At 67.4% G+C, this 17,883-nt stretch carries 14 protein-coding genes and 1 tRNA gene; 4 read left to right on the top strand and 11 right to left on the bottom strand.

Features of this window, described 5'->3' with window-relative positions:
- Both VFA08_07105 and VFA08_07100 read right to left on the bottom strand, forming a co-directional pair.
- Nucleotides 1-408, bottom strand: coding sequence for a cytochrome c maturation protein CcmE (locus VFA08_07105; protein ID HYZ13361.1), 408 nt, complete (start codon nt 406-408; stop codon nt 1-3).
- Nucleotides 409-497: 89 nt separating this feature from the next.
- A complete protein-coding gene (locus VFA08_07100; protein ID HYZ13360.1) occupies nt 498-1,997 on the bottom strand; it encodes a PLP-dependent aminotransferase family protein in 1,500 nt (499 codons plus the stop codon).
- A 127-nt stretch (nt 1,998-2,124) separates the two neighbouring features.
- On the opposite strand from VFA08_07100, the gene VFA08_07095 reads away from it, so the two are divergent.
- Genes VFA08_07095 through VFA08_07085 form a run of 3 tightly spaced genes read left to right on the top strand, consistent with a single transcriptional unit; the run spans nt 2,125 to nt 3,388 of the window.
- Nucleotides 2,125-2,328 (top strand): hypothetical protein, encoded by a 204-nt coding sequence (locus VFA08_07095; GenBank protein HYZ13359.1) that lies wholly within the window; start codon nt 2,125-2,127, stop codon nt 2,326-2,328.
- 35 nt (nt 2,329-2,363) lie between these two features.
- Complete coding sequence (locus VFA08_07090; protein ID HYZ13358.1) at nt 2,364-3,056, top strand: AzlC family ABC transporter permease; 693 nt, start codon at nt 2,364-2,366, stop codon at nt 3,054-3,056.
- Nucleotides 3,053-3,388: an AzlD domain-containing protein gene (locus tag VFA08_07085; GenBank protein HYZ13357.1), complete on the top strand. Its 336-nt coding sequence runs from the start codon at nt 3,053-3,055 to the stop codon at nt 3,386-3,388. Before VFA08_07090 ends, VFA08_07085 begins: the two co-directional genes overlap by 4 nt.
- Nucleotides 3,389-3,395: 7 nt before the next feature.
- Here VFA08_07085 and VFA08_07080 read toward each other — a convergent pair whose 3' ends face one another.
- Nucleotides 3,396-3,992, bottom strand: coding sequence for a hypothetical protein (locus VFA08_07080; GenBank protein HYZ13356.1), 597 nt, complete (start codon nt 3,990-3,992; stop codon nt 3,396-3,398).
- A gap of 141 nt (nt 3,993-4,133) precedes the next feature.
- Here VFA08_07080 and VFA08_07075 point away from each other — a divergent pair, with 141 nt between their 5' ends.
- Nucleotides 4,134-4,745 carry a CGNR zinc finger domain-containing protein gene (locus tag VFA08_07075; GenBank protein ID HYZ13355.1) on the top strand — a complete coding sequence of 204 codons (612 nt, stop codon included), beginning with the start codon at nt 4,134-4,136 and terminating at the stop codon, nt 4,743-4,745.
- Nucleotides 4,746-4,833: 88 nt separating this feature from the next.
- Here the strand turns inward: VFA08_07075 and VFA08_07070 are convergent.
- The 8 genes from VFA08_07070 to VFA08_07035 all read right to left on the bottom strand — a co-directional run bounded on the left by VFA08_07070 (nt 4,834) and on the right by VFA08_07035 (nt 17,816).
- Nucleotides 4,834-4,907: transfer RNA gene (locus tag VFA08_07070), tRNA-Gly, on the bottom strand.
- A gap of 43 nt (nt 4,908-4,950) precedes the next feature.
- Nucleotides 4,951-5,610 (bottom strand): hypothetical protein, encoded by a 660-nt coding sequence (locus VFA08_07065; protein ID HYZ13354.1) that lies wholly within the window; start codon nt 5,608-5,610, stop codon nt 4,951-4,953.
- Between the two features lie 58 nt (nt 5,611-5,668).
- Nucleotides 5,669-6,901 (bottom strand): amidohydrolase family protein, encoded by a 1,233-nt coding sequence (locus VFA08_07060; protein HYZ13353.1) that lies wholly within the window; start codon nt 6,899-6,901, stop codon nt 5,669-5,671.
- Entirely contained in the window at nt 6,902-8,461 is a 1,560-nt protein-coding gene (locus VFA08_07055) for an aldehyde dehydrogenase family protein (GenBank protein ID HYZ13352.1), read from the bottom strand. It lies immediately after the preceding gene.
- A gap of 10 nt (nt 8,462-8,471) precedes the next feature.
- A complete protein-coding gene (glgX, locus tag VFA08_07050) occupies nt 8,472-10,613 on the bottom strand; it encodes a glycogen debranching protein GlgX (GenBank protein HYZ13351.1) in 2,142 nt (713 codons plus the stop codon).
- A complete protein-coding gene (gene glgB, locus VFA08_07045; protein ID HYZ13350.1) occupies nt 10,610-12,556 on the bottom strand; it encodes a 1,4-alpha-glucan branching protein GlgB in 1,947 nt (648 codons plus the stop codon). The genes glgX and glgB overlap by 4 nt, the downstream gene beginning before the upstream one ends.
- Nucleotides 12,557-12,579: 23 nt before the next feature.
- Nucleotides 12,580-15,867, bottom strand: a complete 3,288-nt coding sequence (gene treS / locus VFA08_07040) for a maltose alpha-D-glucosyltransferase (GenBank protein HYZ13349.1) — start codon at nt 15,865-15,867, stop codon at nt 12,580-12,582.
- Nucleotides 15,867-17,816, bottom strand: coding sequence for an alpha-1,4-glucan--maltose-1-phosphate maltosyltransferase (locus VFA08_07035; GenBank protein ID HYZ13348.1), 1,950 nt, complete (start codon nt 17,814-17,816; stop codon nt 15,867-15,869). The genes treS and VFA08_07035 overlap by 1 nt, the downstream gene beginning before the upstream one ends.
- Nucleotides 17,817-17,883: the final 67 nt, after the last annotated feature.

The raw sequence follows: 17,883 nt of genomic DNA, 5'->3' as shown, positions 1-17,883 counted from the left end.
TCAGCCGATCAGGGCAGGGGAAGGAGTCTCGCCCGGGGCCGGCGGCCGGTACTCCTCGCCGTGCTTGACCAACATCGTGTCGGAGTGAAACGCACCGTCGTTGCCGAACGTGCCCTCGAGGACGACGCCGATGCCGGTTCGAAACAGCGCGGGGGTGCCACCTTCATGGACGACGGTCATCCTGGTCGTTCCGTCGGTGACGATGAAGTCGACGCCGTCACCGTTCTGGTGAACCGAGCCCGGGACAACCTGGCCGCCGAGACGAAGCCGCTCGCCCGCGGGTGGCCGTTGCTGCAACAGCTCGGTCGGTGTCACGTAGTAGACGAGATTGCCCGAGAGCGCCCGCGTTCCGACCCACGCCAGGCTCCCGGCGATCAAGACGAGCAAGACAACGACCCGCGCGCGCATGCGTCCGACAGTATCGCGGGGTTCCGAGATCCGTCGAGGCAGCGTGCGGGGACCCGTGCGCCGCGAGCGCGACCGGGCTGCGACGCCGCTCAGACGACGATGCGAACGGCGCGCGGAGCGCCGTCGGCCTCGGCCTCGTACTCGCGCCACGCCGAGGCGAGCCGCTCGACGCCGTCGCGCATCGCATCGGGATCGAGAACGAACGGCAGTCGGATCCGATCCGAGAACTTCCCATCGACGGACGTCATCGGTCCCGGCACGACCGTCACACCGTGACGCGTCGCGGTGAGCGCGAACGACGTCGCGTCTCCGACGGGGATCCGAACCCACAGGCACAGCCCGCCGTCTGGCGGATCCCACGTCCACCGGGGCAGCCACTCCCCGAGCAGCCCCTCGAGCATAGCCTTCCGCTCGCGGACGGTCTCTCGCCGTCGTGCACGGATGGCGTCGAGATCGTCCATCAGGTGGAGCGCGACGATCTGGCTCACCGTCGACGTCCCGTGATCGGTCACGAGCTTCATGCGAGCCAATCGCTGAACGACCGGAGCTGGCGCTCGGATCCATCCGATGCGGAGACCGCCCCAGAGGAGCTTCGACAGCGAGCCGATCGTCAGCACGGGAACGTCGCCCTGGAACGCGCCGATCGGCGGCGGTGGCTCGTCGCCGAGCGGGAGGTCGGCCACGGTGAGGTCCTCGACGATCGGGAGCTGGAGCTCGTTCGCCGCGGCCGCGATCTCGATCCGCTCGCGTGCAGGCATGAGCGCCCCGGTCGGGTTGTGGTACGTCGGCATCAGGTATGCGAGGCGGGGTGAGCTCGCGATCGCCGCGTCACGAAGCCGGTCGGCGCGAACGCCTTGGACACCGATCGGAATGGGGAGCAACCGAAGCCCGGCGGCCGTGAACATGTCGATCGCCGCGAGGTACGTGGGATCCTCGACGAGCGCAACGTCACCGGGGCGCGCGTACAGCGCCGCGGCGAGCCCTACCGCCTGCTGCGCACCCGTCGTGACGATGACCTCGTCCATCGTCGTGGGCATCGACCACCGTCGAGTGAGGTGATCGGCGATCGCAGCGCGGAGCGGTGCGTACCCGATCGCCTCATAGCCGATCCCGTCGCGAGCGGCCCGGTCGAGGTCCTCGAGCGCCCGAGCCATGGCCGGACCCGCAAACAGGTCGCCGGCGGTCAGCGCGGCACAGGTGAACTCGACCCCTTCGCCGGGCCCTTCGATCAGCGCGCGGAACGACGCGGTGGCGCGACCGACAAACCCCGCACGGTCCTCTCCGAACCGAACGACGGACGAGTGGCGGCGCACCCACGTGCCGCTCCCCTGGCGGCTCTCGAGCCACCCCTCCTCGCGGAGCAGGTCGTACGCCGCGACCACCGTGCTCCGACTCACGGAGAGCTCGACGGCGAGCGCGCGCTCGGTCGGAAGACGCGTGCCGCTGGGCATCTCGGAGCGTCGGATGGCACCGCGGATCGCCTCGGCCAGGCGGCGGTACAGCGGCCCGGAGCCCATCGACGTCCATCCCGCGAGCGACGGCACGAGGCTCGTTCCCCCGAACCCGAACCCGGACTGCGCTGTAGCCACGCTTTCGATCCAATCTGGCCCGATTGGCCATGGAGTGGTCCGCTGAGTGGGCGGATTATCCGCCTCGAGATGGACGGAGCGCAAGCTGATTGGCCTGCATATTGGACCCATCTCGACGAGGTCGGCCGTGACGGCATCGCGACGGGCGGGACGTGAAGGGCTTGCCGGCTTGGCCATGACATCGGTTCTCGTCGGCACGGTGGCGGCGTGGATGGCAGGCTGGACGTGGATCGCCGCACCGTCCGCTCTCGGGATCCTTGGCTTGGCGGCGACCGCCATCGGCGCCGACTCGCGGAGGGCCGGGGACTGGAGACGAGCCGAGACGAGCTAGGTCCGCGGACCCGGCAGAGCAAGAAACGGGCGACGATGCGCGAGGGGTCGTCGCTTGTTAGCAGGGAGCGCGGTATTGAGGCGAGGGGCTACCGGCACGGCGCACGCGCCGCTCTGCCACTGGCAATCGCGGTCGGCGGGTTCGGGATCTCGTTCGGCGTCCTGGCGCGGAGCGCCGGGTTCGGGTGGCTCGCGCCGATCGTCATGTCCGCGACGACGTTCGCCGGATCGGCGCAGTTCGCGGCCGTCTCGATCATCCGCGACGCCGGCAGCGTTGCCGCGGCGGTCACCGCGGCGCTCCTCCTGAACGCTCGGTACGGACCGATCGGTGTCTCGGTCGCTCCCTACCTCACCGGATCGTCGTGGTCGCGGCTCGTGCGGGCCCAGCTCGTCGTAGACGAGTCGTGGGCGCTCGCATCCGAGGGCGATGGGCGGTTCAACAGCCGCGTGTTGATCGGCGCCGGCCTCGTTCTCTACGCGAGCTGGGTGCTCGGAACCGCGATCGGCTCGATCGCGGGCGATGCGCTCGGCGACCCGGCCACCCTCGGACTCGATGCTGCGTTCCCCGCGCTGTTCTTGGCCCTCCTCGTTCCGCAGCTGCGCGGTCGCACTCCGATCGCGGCGGCGCTCTTCGGGGCGGTGATCGCGCTCGCGCTCACGCCCATCACGCCGGCCGGGATCCCGATCATCGCCGCGAGCGCCGCGTGTCTTCTGGGGCTCCGGCGATGACGTCGACGTGGATCGTCGTTGCGGCCGTGGGCCTGGGAACGATCGCCATCAAGGCGGTGGGCCCTGTGCTGATGGGCGGCCGACCGCTCCCCCCGCTGTTCACCGGTGTCGTCGGATTACTCGCGCCGGCTTTGCTGGCCGCGCTGGTGGCGGTGCAGACGTTCGGCTCCGGCCGCGCGCTCGTCGTCGACGAACGGGTCGTCGGTATCCTCGTCGCGGCGATCGCTCTCATGATCAAGGCGCCGTCGAGGATGCTGAGCTATGACGCGCGGTTGCTGTTCGTCGTGGTCATCGCCGCCGCCGCCACGGCAACGGCCCGCGCGGTCATCTAGCGATCCCTCAGCAGGCGAGCGGGCCGGGCCACAGGTGCTCGATCAGGTTGGCGCAGGGATTGATCCTCGTCCACGGAGTTTTCGACAGGTCATCGGCTCTGGCTCCCTCGTAGACGCACGCACCCGAGATGGCCTCGAATGTCAGCACCCCGCCCCGAAGTGTCCAGCGGTAGGTCCCCCGATCCCGTGGGCACCATGGATCGTTGAACAACGTGATCCGGTCTCTCCGCAGGGTGAACATTCCTAGTGCCCTGAATCCCGACAGCTGGTGGTTCAGCCAGTAGTTGCCGTGGAAGAGAACAAGCGTGCTGACACCGGCATTCGGGAGGTAGGGGGGACACCGGGCGCAGCGGAACGGCAGCACCCCGCGCACGTCCTGCAGGGTGAGGATGCGCAGATACGTCCCGTCGATCGCCGTGGGTTCCGGGGGCGGCGTCGGCGTTGTGTATGCGTAGGGTTCGTCCCGCGGCTCCAGGGTGAATACCGGGTCGGACCAGAGCGGATGGGTGGATCGCCGCGTTGGTGACGGCGCCGCCGAGTCTGCAACCGATGCCGACGCCCCGGCGCCCGGTGAGGTGCCTTCTGGCTCCGAGGTGCATGTCACGAGCAGGATCAGAGCCGCCGCCGCGGGGGCACATCGTGACCACATCGTGGTCCAGGAACCACTCGCCGAGCTGGTGGGCATAACCGTCATTCAGCTTATGGTGGTCTCGGTAACCTGTCAAAATAGAATGCCGGTCGTGGCATGAACGAGGCAGAGAAGCGGCGTCTCGGGGAAGATCTCGAGCCCGGCTACCGGCCCACGGCGCCGGAGGGGCTTCATCTCGTTCAGAAGTTCATCAACTCGTGGAATCACGAGTTCTCAACGGAATGGGATCGCCTCGGTACCCCCGAGAAGGCCAAAGCATGGCTCGTCCGGTGGGGCCTCCTCCAGCCCGATGCCACGCTCACGGAGTCCGAACGTGTCCGACTGGTTCGGCTTCGGGAGTCTCTGCATGCGCTCGCCGACGTGAACCGGGACGGCGCCGCGCTCGGGGACGGTGATCTCATCGTGCTCGTCCGCGAGGGCGAGGCAGTGTCTCGCTTCAGCTTCGATCGGCACGGAGGGATGACACTCGAGCCCACGGGATCCGGTGTGGACGGTTCGATCGCGCGCCTGCTGACGATCGTCTTCGAGGCGCAGATGGCCGAAACATTCGGGAGGCTCAAGAGCTGCCGGCAGTGCGGCTGGGCGTTCTACGACCGATCGAAGAACCGCTCCGGCAGCTGGTGCGCGATGTCGATCTGTGGAAACCGGAAGAAGAACCGCACGTACCGCCGTCGGAAGGCCAGCGACAAGTCGGCCCGCCGGATGTGACCTGACAGGAACGACGCCTGATCCCGAAGGGATCGTTAGCTGACGACCTGCCCGATCAACGAGGAGAGTGGTGGCCCCCTCTTGACTGTGGAGCGGGCGACGGGAATCGAACCCGCACCACCAGCTTGGAAGGCTGGAGCTCTACCATTGAGCTACGCCCGCGTGCATTCGAAGCGTAGCAGCGGGATCTGACGCCTCGCGCTCCTCAGCTCGACTTCTGGCCGCTCCGGAGGTCCATCCAGTTCTTTTCCATCGAGACGTACCGCTGCCACGCGGTTACCCATCCTTGGTCGTTGCGCGGGAAGCGCTCGACCGGCTGCTGCGGCGCGTTTCTGTCCCAGATCCCGAAGTAATCGGCGCCGTAGCCGAGCAGATATTGCGATCCCGTGTGGGTGAACTCGATCTTGACGTCGGACGTCGGCCGCGCCGTCTGGGCAGCCGCTGCGGTCTGCGCGCCTGCTGGCGCGTCTTGCGCCGCAGGGGGTTGCTCTGCTGTCGGTGGCTGCGATTGCGATGACGTCTGAGATGCCGGGGCCGCGGAAGAGTCAGCCACCGGCGTGGGGACGCTCGTGGGCTGCGGCGTGGGGACTTGCGCTGCGGGTACCGCCGCAGCCGGCGTCGGCTGAGGTGGTCTCGCCTCGGCCGCGGCGGGCTGCGTGGCACGCTCCGCCGGTACCGGCTGAACGACCACCGTCGTTTGCGGCGCCGGCCTCAGCACATCCTTCAGCCCGCTTCTTCGCTCTTCCATCTTGGGGCGCGCACCCTCGGCCCCCGCCGGGATCTCGTCGACCAGCCACGTTAGACACCAACGGCATCGGATCGCGGCGTCCTTGATCTCCTCCGCGCAGTACGGGCACGTTTTCATGGAACGCTCCTTCGGCAGGGACGGGAGGCAAGCCTACCGAGACGGCCGGGCGAACGCGTCAGGCGCCTTTGACGATCTCGCCGCCCTTCATGACGAACCGGACGTCGGTCAACACGTCCACGTCCTCGAGTGGGTCGCCCGCCACCGCCATCACGTCAGCGAACAGCCCCGGCTCGATCGATCCGACGCGATCGCGCCATCCCATCAGGTCCGCGGCAACAACGGTTGCGCTCTGCACGGCCTGCATCGGCGTCATGCCGAACTTCACCATGTAGGCGAACTGCTTCGCGGCCATCGCGTGTGGGTACACACCGCTGTCCGTCCCGAACGCGATCTTGACGCCGGCGTCGACACACTTCGCGAACCCCTGCCGCTGCGCCTCGGTCGTCTCGTCGTTCTTGCGCAGCACTTCGGAGGACCACCCGTTCGCGTGACCCTGTTGTGCGATCCAGTCACCGTTCCACACGTCGGCGACGAGATATGCGCCGGCGCCCTCCATCAACGAGATCGCTTCGTCGTCCATCAGGGAGCCGTGTTCGATCGACCGCGCACCGGCGCGAACGGCACGCTTGATCCCCTCCGCGCCGTGGGCGTGAGCCGCGACGTGTGTGTCGTACAGCGCCGCCTCCTCGACCGCCGCACGGAGCTCTTCTTCGCTGAACTCCGGCGCACCGGGAACCGTCCCTTCCGTCAGCACCGCGCCGGTCGCGATGACCTTGATGAAGTCGGCGCTGCCGTGGAGGATCCGCCGCACCGCGCTTCGAACTTCATCCGCCGAGTTCGCCACGCCGAACCGCAGATCGCGCGGGACGATCGCGTCTACGTCGGGTGGCAGCCCCGTCAGGTCGCCGCCGCCGCCCGAGCAGGTCACGTACGCACCTGCGCACATCATTCGCGGCCCGAGCACGTCGCCCCGATCGATCGCGTCGCGCAACGCCACGTCGACGAACGCCCGGAACGTGCCGATGTCGCGAACACTGGTAAAGCCGGCCATGAGCGTGTCGCGCGCGTTGCGAACCCCGGAGAGGGCCTCCTGCGCTCCGCTGCGCTGCAACAGCGCGGCGTACCCGTGGCCGGTCTCGAGCTCACCGATCAGGTGCGCGTGACAATCGATGAGTCCGGGCAGGACCGTGAACTGCGACAGATCGACGACACGTGTTCCTTGCATCCCGCCGTCCGGTTCGATCGACTCGATACGCTGATCGCGAACCGAGATCACCTGCGCCCGCTTCACGTTTCCTTCGAGAACGTCGACGAGTCGTCCCGCGCGGATGAGCGTCGTATCCGGCATCTACGGCTCGCCGAGCCGGAACGTGAGATCCGCCGAGAGCTCCGGCACGTCCATCTGGGCCTTCTGCAGTCGTCCGCTGTAATCCCAGTTCATCGCTTGCCACCGCGTGAACTGGTCGAGCACCCACACGCCCGACTGGCGCGAACCGTTCCCGCTCCTCCCGTTGCCGCCGAACGGCAGGTGCGCTTCGGCGCCGGTTGTCGAGTTGTTCACGCTCACCATGCCGGCCGAGATCCGCTCGCGGAACCGGAACACGTTCTTCGGGTCGTTCGTGTAGATCGATGCCGACAGCCCGTAGCCGTGCCCGTTCGCGAGCGCCAGCGCCTGGTCGAAGCCGTCGAACGACGCCACGCCGACGATCGGGCCGAACGTCTCCTGTTTGTACAGGTCGTCCTCCATCGTCACGCCATCGACGATCGTGGGATGAACGAAGAGGCCGGCGTCGGGGTCGCCGACGAACGCGTCGCGAGGGCTCTCACCCGAGATCCGGCCCGTCCCGCTCGAGCCGTACAGGTCGTGGTGCGGCTGCACCCAGTCGAGCCACCCGAGGAATCGGTCGCAGAAGCGCGAGCTCATCATCGGTCCGTACAGCACGTCTTCGAACGGGTCGCCGATCGCCGCCGTCTCGACCGCGCGAGCGAACCGCGACAGGAACTCGTCGTGCACCGAGCGATCAACGATGACGGTGCCGAGCGATGTGCACCGCTGTCCCGCCGTGCCGAACCCGCTGAACAGCGCGCCCTCGACGGCGAGGTCGAGGTCTGCGTCATGCATCACGAGGAGGGGGTTCTTCCCGCCCAGCTCCAGGGTCGGCGACTGAAGGTGCCGACCACACAGCTCTCCGAGCCGCCCTCCCACTTCCGTCGAGCCGGTGAACCCGACCTTGTCGACGAGCCCCTCGCCGAGGGCACGCTCGAGTCCTTCGAACGTCGTGGCGCCGTCCGCGAGCACCATGTTGAACACGCCCGCCGGGAAGCCGGCGTGTGCGAATAGCTCCGCGAGCGCCTGCGACGTGGCCGGCGCATATTCGGCCGGCTTCCACACCACGGCGTTCCCGCACAGCAGCGCCGGCACGAGATACCAGGAGGGAACGGCGACCGGGAAGTTCCCCGCGGTGACGATCGCCGCCACGCCGACTGGGTTCCGGAACGTGAACAGCTGTTTGTCCGGCAGCTCACTCGGCACCGTCATCCCGTAGAGGCGGCGCCCTTCCGAGACGAAGAAGTTGCACGTGTCGATGACTTCCTGAACCGAGCCGCGCGACTCCTTGATCGGCTTTCCGATCTCGCGCGTCATGATCCGCGCCAACGCCTCTGCGTTCTCCTCGACGAGCCGGCCGAGCTGTTGGATGGCGCGCCCGCGAACGGGCGCCGGCACGCGCGCCCACGCCATCTGCGCCTCTCGAGCGGCACGGCATGCCTGGACGAACGACGTCGCGTCACTGAAACGTGCTTCGGCGACCCTCTCGTCGAGCCGCGCGGGGTTACGGATGTCGAGGGTTCCACCCGGCGCATCTTGGACCCATCTGCCGTCGACGAAGGAGCCGACCGAATGCGTCATTGGCCTCATCCTACGAGGCGTCGCGTCGATGCTTCTCGTACCTGAGAAACATCAGGGAGTGCGCGACGACGTTGACGTTGACCCGCTTCCCCCGCTCGAGAGGTCGGCCCGGTTGCGCCGTGTTGATCAGAACGCGCCATTCACCTTGTTCGTCCTCGATCCGTGGCATGGCGAACGCGCGTGACCTCGTCCCCGCGTTCAGCAGCATGAGGATGGTGTTCCCGAAGATGGGGCGTCCGCGTTCGTCCACCTCGTCGGTCGCTCTGCCGTGCAGCAGCATCCCGAGCACCTGGTTCGAGTGGTCATCCCAATCGCCCTGGGTCATCTCGGTGCCGTCGGGACGGAGCCACGACAGGTCCTTCGCCTCACCGCCGGGAAGCGGCCGTCCGGTGAGGAACGTTCGCCGACGAAGCACCGCGTTCGACCGGAAGATCCCCAGGAGCTCGCGGGTGAAGGCGAGGAGCGCTCTGTCCTCGGAAGACAGATCCCACGCCACCCATGAGATCTCGTTGTCGAGGGCATACGCGTTGTTGTTTCCCTGTTGCGTGCGGCCCATCTCGTCGCCGGCGAGGAGCATCGTCACGCCCTGCGACAGGATCAGCGTGCTGAGGAAGTTCCGCTTCATGCGTTCGCGCGTGGCGTTGATCCGCGCCGATTCTGTCTCGCCTTCCGCGCCCCAGTTCCGGCTGTAATTGGCGTCGGTGCCGTCGCGGTTCGCTTCGCCGTTCATCTCGTTGTGCTTGCGCTCGTACGTCACCAGGTCGTGGAGCGTGAACCCGTCGTGCGCGGTGACGAAGTTCACGCTCGCGTAGGTGCGACGACCACTCGCGGCGTACAGATCGCTGGAGCCGGACAATCGAGAGGCGAGCTCGGGCACCTGCCCCTGGTCACCGCGCCAGAACCTGCGAACGCAGTCACGGTACCTCCCGTTCCACTCCGCCCAGCCCGTCGGGAAGTTGCCGACCTGATACCCGCCCTCCCCGAGGTCCCACGGCTCCGCGATGAGCTTCACCTGGCCGATCACCGGGTCCTGCTGGATGATGTCGAAGAACGTCCCCAGCCGGTTCACCTCGTAGAGCTCCCGCGCGAGCACCGGTGCCAGGTCGAACCGGAACCCGTCGACGTGCATGTCGCCGATCCAGTAGCGGAGGCTGTCCATGATCATCTGCATCGTTCGCGGGTGGATCATGTTCAAGCTGTTGCCGGTGCCGGTGAAGTCCATGTAGCGGCGGCGGTCGTTCGGCTCCAGCCGGTAGTACGCGTCGTTGTCGATCCCGCGCAGCGATAGCGTCGGTCCGAGATGGTTCCCCTCGCCGGTGTGGTTGTAGACCACGTCGAGGATGACCTCGATGCCCACCTTGTGGAGCGCTTTCACCATCGACTTGAACTCGTCGACCTGCTGTCCCCCGCCGCCGGTCGCGTACGCGACATGCGGTGAGAAGAAGCCGATCGAGTTGTACCCCCAGTAGTTCGCCAGGCCCCGATGGATGAGCGCCCGCTCGCTGACGAACTGATGGACCGGGAGGACCTCGACAGCGGTGACGCCGAGCGAGAGCAGATGGTCGAGGATCGGATCGGACGCCATACCCAGGAACGTCCCACGCAGCTCGGGGGGCACGTCGGGGTGGCGCATCGTCATGCCGCGGACGTGACACTCGTAGATCACGGTTCGATTCCACGGTGTGTCCGGCGCCCGGTCGTCGCCCCACGTGAACGCCGTGTCCACGACGACGCCCTTCGGCATGTGGCCGGCGCTATTGCGGTCGTCGAAGGCGAGGTCCTCTTCGGGATCGCCGATCCGGTAGCCGTAGAGCGAGTCGTCCCAGTCGATCGTGCCGGTGATCGCCTTCGCGTACGGGCAGATCAGCAGCTTGTTCGGGTTGAAGCGGTGCCCCTCCTGCGGCGCGTACGCCCCGTGAACGCGGAACCCGTACAGGGTCCCCGGACGCGCGTCGGGCAGATACGCGTGCCATACGAGATCCGTGCGTTCGCGCAGCTGGATGCGCTGGGACTCGGCGGCATCGTCCGGTCGCTCGAACAGGCAGAGCTCGACCGCCGTCGCGTGCTCTGAAAAGAGTGCGAAGTTCACTCCCTCGCCGTCCCACGTCGCGCCGAGCGGCGAAGGCGAACCGGGCCAGACGCGCGAGGTCAGGACCCTTCCTCCGGGGGGCCAACGCTCGCGCCTTCGCGCTCGCTTCTTGGGCCCCCCGACCCCCCGTCCGGCGTGAGGAAGACCGCACCGAGGGGCGGCAGGACGAGGGCCAGCGACTGCGGCCGCCCGTGCATCTCGACATCGTCTGCTTCCAAGCCGCCGTAGTTCCCCTGCCCGCTCCCGCCGTAGGTCTCGGCGTCGGTGTTCAGCACCTCTCGCCACCGGCCACCCACCGGAACGCCGACCCGGTAGCGGTGCCGCGGTACCGGCGTGAAGTTCGCAACGAACAGGACCGGCCGTCCCCTCCGAGGCTTGCGAAGGAAGGAGATGACGCTCGCGGCGCGATCCGACGCGTCCACCCACTCGAACCCGTCAGGGCTCGCGTCGAGTTCGTGCATCGCCGCCTCGTCGCGATACAGCGCGGCGACGTCTGCAACCATGCGCCGCACGCCCTCGTGCGGCGCACGCTGCAGGAGGCTCCAGTCCAGGCCGGACTCGTGGTTCCACTCGGTGGTCTGCGCGATCTCGCCGCCCATGAACAGGAGCTTCTTCCCTGGCTGGGCGAACTGATACGCGTAAAGCAGGCGGAGATTCGCGAACCGCTGCCAGTCGTCGCCCGGCATCTTCGCCAGCAGCGAGCCCTTGCCGTAGACGACCTCGTCGTGGGAGAGCGGCAGGACGAAGTTCTCGTCGAACGCGTACAGCATCCGGAACGTGATCGTGTCGTGCTGATGCGTGCGGTAGACGGGATCCTTCGACAAGTACAGCAGCGTGTCGTGCATCCACCCCATGTCCCACTTGTATCCGAACCCCAGGCCGCCGGCGTCGACAGGCGTCGAGACGCCCGGCCACGCGGTGGACTCCTCCGCGATGGTCTGGATGTCGGGGTGTGCTCCGTAGAGCGTCGTGTTCATCGAGCGCAGGAACTCGACCGCCCGGAGGTTCTCGCGCCCACCGCGCTCGTTCGGTATCCACTCTCCCTCGCGCCGCGAGTAATCGAGGTAGAGCATCGACGCAACGGCGTCCACGCGGAGACCGTCCGCGTGGTACCGCTCGAGCCAGTGCATCGCGCTCGAAAGCAGGAAGGAGCGCACCTCGTTCCGGCCGTAGTTGAAGATGTAGCTCCCCCAGTCCGGATGGAACCCCTGACGAGGGTCGGCGTGCTCGTACAGGTGCGTTCCGTCGAAGTACGCCAGCCCGTGCTCGTCCGAGGCGAAATGCGACGGCACCCAGTCCAGGATCACGCCGATGCCCTCGCGATGCAGCAGGTCGATCATCGCCATCAGGTCCTGCGGCGCGCCATACCGGCTCGTGGGCGCGAAGTACCCCGTCGTCTGGTAGCCCCACGACCCGTAGAACGGATGCTCCATCACGGGGAGCAACTCGACATGCGTGAAGTTCAGCGACTTGACGTGGTCGGCGAGGCGACGTCCGGTGTCGCGATAGCCGAGCATCTGGCCGGTTTCGTCCCGCATCCATGACCCGAGGTGGACCTCGTACACGGCGGCCGGCGCGTCGATGGCCTGGACAACGCGGCGACCCCGCATCCAGTCGTCGTCGTGCCACTCGTACGACGTGTCCCACACCACGCTTCCCGTCCGCGGCGGTACCTCCCAGAACGCCGCAAGCGGATCGCCCTTGTCGACTCGGTAGCGGCCGTCGCTCGAGGCGACGTGGAACTTGTAGATCGTGCCGTGCGTCGCCCCCGGGACGACCCCCTCCCAGATACCGCTCGAACCGCGAGGGCGAAGCGGGTCGGCGGTGCGGTTCCACCCGTTGTGGTCACCGATCACCGATACCGATCCCGCTCCCGGCGCCCACACCGCGAAGTACGTCGCCGGCTCGCCGTCGATTGGCGTCGGATGCGCTCCCAGCCGCTCGAACAGACGCGCGTGCGTTCCCTCGTTGAACAGGTACAGGTCCTGGTCGGTCAGGAGCGACATGTCGTGCCGAACTCGGCTCGGGCTCACTGAGGTTCCTTCAACAGTTCGACGACGCCGGTGACGGGGATGGGGAGCCACTCGGGTCGGTTGTTCGCCTCGTACGACACCTCGTACAGCGCCTTGCCGAGCATGTAGCCGTCGAGGAGGACGCGAAACTCCTCGCGTGTGCGCGCGTGGAACGAGGTGCTCTCGACGATGTCGAGGTACTCGCGCAGGAACGTGCCGGCCACCGAGACGTACCACAGGCGCACCCACGGGGCGACCCGAACCGCCTGTTCGGGCTCGACCAGGTCGCCGGCGCGCGCCGCAACGTGGGCGGCGTAGTGGAACGAACGGACCATGCCGGCGACGTCGACGAGCGGGAGACGTTTGATTCGGCGTTCGCCGATCGAGCGAGCCGGCTCCCCCTCGAAGTCGATGATCACGAAATCGCGCCCCGTGTACAGAACCTGTCCGAGGTGGAAGTCGCCGTGGATCCGGATCCTCGAACCGGTGATGCGGATATCGAGGACCGAGCGCAGTCGTTCGAAGATGGGCCGTTCGAGGGCCAGGAGCTGATCGGCGCCTACGAGATCGGGGTGCGAACGAAGGACCAGCATCGTGCGGTTCGCGACGCCTCGGAGCGACTGGTACAGCGACCGCTGCTCGAAGGGCGTCACCGGCTCCGGCGCGAACGCCGGATCCTCCTGCTCGCCCGCCAGGGCGAGGTGCATCTCGGCGGTTCGACGTCCGAGGAGTCGAGCGGACTCCAGGTACGACTCGATCGTCTCGACCGCGATGTCGGGAACGCCGGAACTCACGACGTCGTGAAGCGTCGGTTCTGGCGGGTTGAGGTCGGGGTGCGCGGCCGCACGGGCGAGCACGCCCTCGAGGTATCCCCGAACCCGGTCGAGCGTGAACGACCACGCGTCGCCCTCGTTCGGCACGTATCCATGGAGGATCCCGAGGGTCAGCGGCTGACCCGGTCCCCTTCGGAGCTCGAGCCCACCGGCGACCGGGGCGATGTGCTCGAAGTTCGCGCGGTCGGTCAGGAACCGTCCGATCTCGAGGTCCGGGTTCACTCCCTGCTCGAGCCGGCGGTACAGCTTCAGGACGAGTCTGTCGCCGAAGAGCACCGACGAGTTGCTCTGTTCCGCCTGCAATGGCCGGGGGTCGACCGAGTCGTCGGGTGGTCCGGCCAGCCGGCGGAACGCCTTCGTGGGAACCGCGTCGATGCGAGCGCCGTCGGCCCCGAGCCGCCGCCGGCGCCGGATCGCCTCCAGCAACGCCCGCGCCACCTTCGGGTCGCCGACCCCATCGAACAACGCGCGCTCGCCCTCGCGCGTCCGAAGACGGGCGAGGACCGACCGCGCCTGGTACTCGAGGAGATCCGGCGTTCGTTCGACCGACGCGCACGCGAGCGGCAGAACGTATGTCTCGGGGTCGCCCTCCGCGTACTCCACCGACACGAGCCCGATCACGCCGACGATCTGCGAGTCGTCCCCGACCGGGATCGTTTCGACGATCTCGGCCGACCGGATCCTCCGCGCCTTGCCGCCGAACCAACGGGAGCCAAGCAGGAACGCCGGCAGAGCCTCCTCGAGTGCAGGACGATTCGCCTTGGCGAACACGTTCCGCCACGACCCAGCGACCTCGAGCTCGGGAGGACGACGCGCCGCGCCGAGATCGACGTCGATCGTCTGGGGCTGCAGCCTGAACCAGTAGAAGGAGTGCGGTCCGAGCGTGAGGAAGTACGGGAGCTCCCCGATCGAGGGGAATTCCGTCGCCCCGAACAGCTCGTGCGGCACCAGGCCTCGGTACGCGGACAGGTCGAGCTCGACGTACTGGACCGAGCGCGCGAGGTTCACCACGACCAGGATCCGTTCGTCCTCGTGCTGACGGATGAAGACGAGGATCCGGCGGTTCTCCGGGTACAGGAACTCGAGCGTCCCCCGAGACAGCGCGGCCGAACGCTTCCGCAGCGCGATCAGTCGCTTCATCCACCACAGCAGCGACCGCGGGTTGTCCTGCTGGGCCTCGACGTTCAGCGACTCGTAGTGGTACTCCGGTCCCACGACGACGGGTAGGTACAGCTGCTGAGGGTTCACTCGGCTGAATCCCGCGTTCCGGTCCGCGCTCCACTGCATCGGCGTCCGCACGCCGTTGCGGTCGCCGAGGTAGATGTTGTCGCCCATCCCGATCTCGTCGCCGTAGTAGATGACCGGTGTCCCCGGCAGCGAGAACAGGAGCCCGTTGATCACCTCGATCAAGCGACGATCGTTTCGGAGCAGCGGCGCCAGTCGCCGCCGGATCCCCAAGTTGATCCGCGCCTGCGGATCCTGCGCGTACACCCGGTACATGTAGTCGCGCTCCTCGTCGGTGACCATCTCCAGGGTCAGCTCGTCATGGTTGCGAAGGAACAGCGCCCATCTCGCGTTGTCGGGGATGGGAGGCGTCTGCTCGAGGATGTCGATCACCGGAAAGCGGTCCTCCATCCGAAGGGCCATGAACATCCGCGGCATGAGCGGGAAATGGAACGCCATGTTGCACTCGTCGCCGTCGCCGAAGTACGAGACGGCGTCCTCGGGCCACTGGTTGGCCTCGGCGAGCAGCATCCGGTCCTGATACCGGCTGTCGATGTGCGCACGGAGAGACTTCAGGAACTCGTGCGTCTCGGGCAGGTTCTCGCCGTTGGTCCCCCGCCGTTCGAACAGGTACGGGACCGCGTCCAGGCGGAGCCCGTCCACGCCGATGTCGAGCCAGAACTCGACGACGTCGAACATCGCGCGACGCACGTGCGGGTTGTCGAAGTTCAGGTCCGGTTGGTGCGAGTAGAACCGGTGCCAGTAGTACTGCCCGGTCGTCTGGTCGTACGCCCAGTTCGACGACTCGAAGTCCTTGAAGATCACTCGCGCCTCGCGGTAGCGCTCACTCGTGTCGCTCCACACGTAGAAGTCGCGCTCGACGGTGCCGGCAGCGGCTTTGCGCGAACGCACGAACCACGGGTGCTGATCGGACGTGTGGTTCATGACCACCTCGGTGATCACCCGCAGGCCGCGCTCGTGCGCAGCCCGGAGGAACGCTCGGAAGTCGCGAACCGTCCCGTACGCCGGATGCACGGACGTGTAGTCGGCGATGTCGTAGCCGTCGTCCCGGAGGGGCGACGGGTAGAACGGCAACAACCACAGCGCCGTCACGCCGAGGTCGGCGAGGTAGTTGAGCCTTCGGGTGAGACCGCGGAAGTCCCCGATGCCATCGGCGCCCGAGTCCTGGAACGCGCGCACGTGCAACTCGTAGATGATCGCGTCGCGGTACCAGAGCGGGTCGCGCATCAACGTGCCGTCTCCTTGGAGGTACGCCGCGGTTGAACCCGAAACACGTGCGCCGGCTCGCCCCCAGCGTCGAGCCGCACGAAGTTCGATGAGCCCTGCCAGGTGTGGCTCGCGCCGGTGAGCAGATCCTCGACTTCGAACGAGTCCATCGGACCGACGCCGAGCTCACCGAGGTCGAGGCTCGTCCATCCCGACTGTGGATTCCGTGGGTCGAGGTTCACGACGACGAGGATCACGTTGGAATAGTCCTCGGTCGTTTTGCTGTACGCGATGAGCTGCTGGTTGTCGATTCCATGGAACCGCAACCGCCGGATGTCGTGCAGCGCCGGGTTCTCGCGGCGGATCTCGTTGATCCTCGTGACCAGGGGGGCAAGGCTGTCCTTCCTGTCGAGGTCCCACGTCCGGATCTCGTACTTCTCCGAGTTGAGGTACTCCTCGGAGCCCGGCTCGGGAGGCGTGTGCTCCATCAGCTCGAATGCCGGACCGTAGATCCCGTACGACGAAGCGAGCGTCGCCGCGAGTACCAGCCGCGACGCGAACGCAGAACGCCTGCCTGTCTGCAGGTACGCGTGAAGGATGTCAGGGGTGTTCGGCCAGAAGTTGGGACGGAAGAACTCGACCGCACCGGTTCTCGTGAGCTCGATCAGGTAGTCGGTCAGATCTTGCTTCTCGGTCTTCCACGCGAAGTACGTGTACGACTGGGTGAACCCGAGCTTCGACAGCCGGTACATCACCTTCGGGCGCGTGAACGCCTCGGACAGGAAGATCGCGTCGGGGTGCGCCGCCTTCACCTCGGCGAGCGCCCACTCCCAGAACGCGAACGGCTTCGTGTGCGGGTTGTCGACCCGGAACGTCCGGACGCCGTGCTCACACCAGAACAGAAACACGTCGCGAAGCGCCTCCCACAGCGCGGCACGGTCGTTCGTCTCGAAGTCGATCGGATAGATGTCCTCGTAGACCTTCGGCGGGTTCTCGGCGTGCTGGATCGTGCCGTCGGGGCGGTGGCGGAACCACTCGGGATGCTCGCGTACCCACGGGTGCTCCGGCGTGACCTGGAACGCGATGTCGAGGGCGACCTCGATGCCGCGCTCGCGCGCCGCGACGACGAGCCGTTGCAGATCGTCGAGCGTTCCGAGGTCGGGATGGACCGCCGTGTGTCCGCCCTCTGCAGCGCCGATCGCCCACGGGCTACCGGGGTCATCGGGCTTGGAGATCGCCGCGTTGTTCTTGCCCTTGCGACGCTCGTGCGCGATCGGATGGATCGGTGGCAGGTAGAGCACGTCGAACCCGAGCTTCTCGATATACGGGAGGCGGGCGATCACGTCGTCGAAGGTTCCGTGGTTGCCGGGAACGGACGCGGTCGAACGGGGGAACAGCTCGTACCATGCCCCGAACCGGGCAAGCGGAGGATCGCCGATCACGCGGAGCTCACGCGGGAACGAGCCCTCGTGCCGCCGGTCGGGGTACCGGCTCATGAGGTCGCGGAGGACCTCGTCGAATGCAGCGTCGCGCGCAGCCGCCGGTTCGCCCTTCAGCTCTTTGACGGCCGCCTTGAGCGCGTCGCGGTCGGAGCCCTCGGCGCGGCGAGAGGCCGCCGCGATCAGTTCGGCGCCGACGAGAAGGTCGACTGCCACGTCTCTGCCTGCGTCCACCTTCTTTCGAAGGTCGCGCCTCCACGACGCGAACAGGTCGATCCATCCGACGACGGTGTAGAGGAACTCGCCGAGCTCGTCGACGGTGAAGCAGCCTCGGAACCGGTCGTTGCCGATGTCTTGCATGCGGACCTCGCGCCAATTCGTCTCGACTGACGACCGATGGCGCAGCACCGCGGCGACAAGGTCATGGCCGTCGGCGAACACATCCGCCTCGACCCAGACGTCCTCACCGACGACGCGCTTGACGGGGAACCGTCCGGCGTCGATCTCGGGCCACAGGCCCTCCACGACCACACGGACGGCATCGGCGTCGCCGCCCGGCTTGGCGGCGCGTCGGCCCTCGGCGCGCGCGGTGGCTATG

The sequence above is a fragment of the Actinomycetota bacterium genome, from assembly GCA_035640355.1.
Classification (GTDB): domain Bacteria; phylum Actinomycetota; class UBA4738; order UBA4738; family HRBIN12; genus CALGFI01.
Note: the sequence above shows the minus strand (reverse complement) of the source record. Positions and strands in the feature narration are given on the sequence as shown.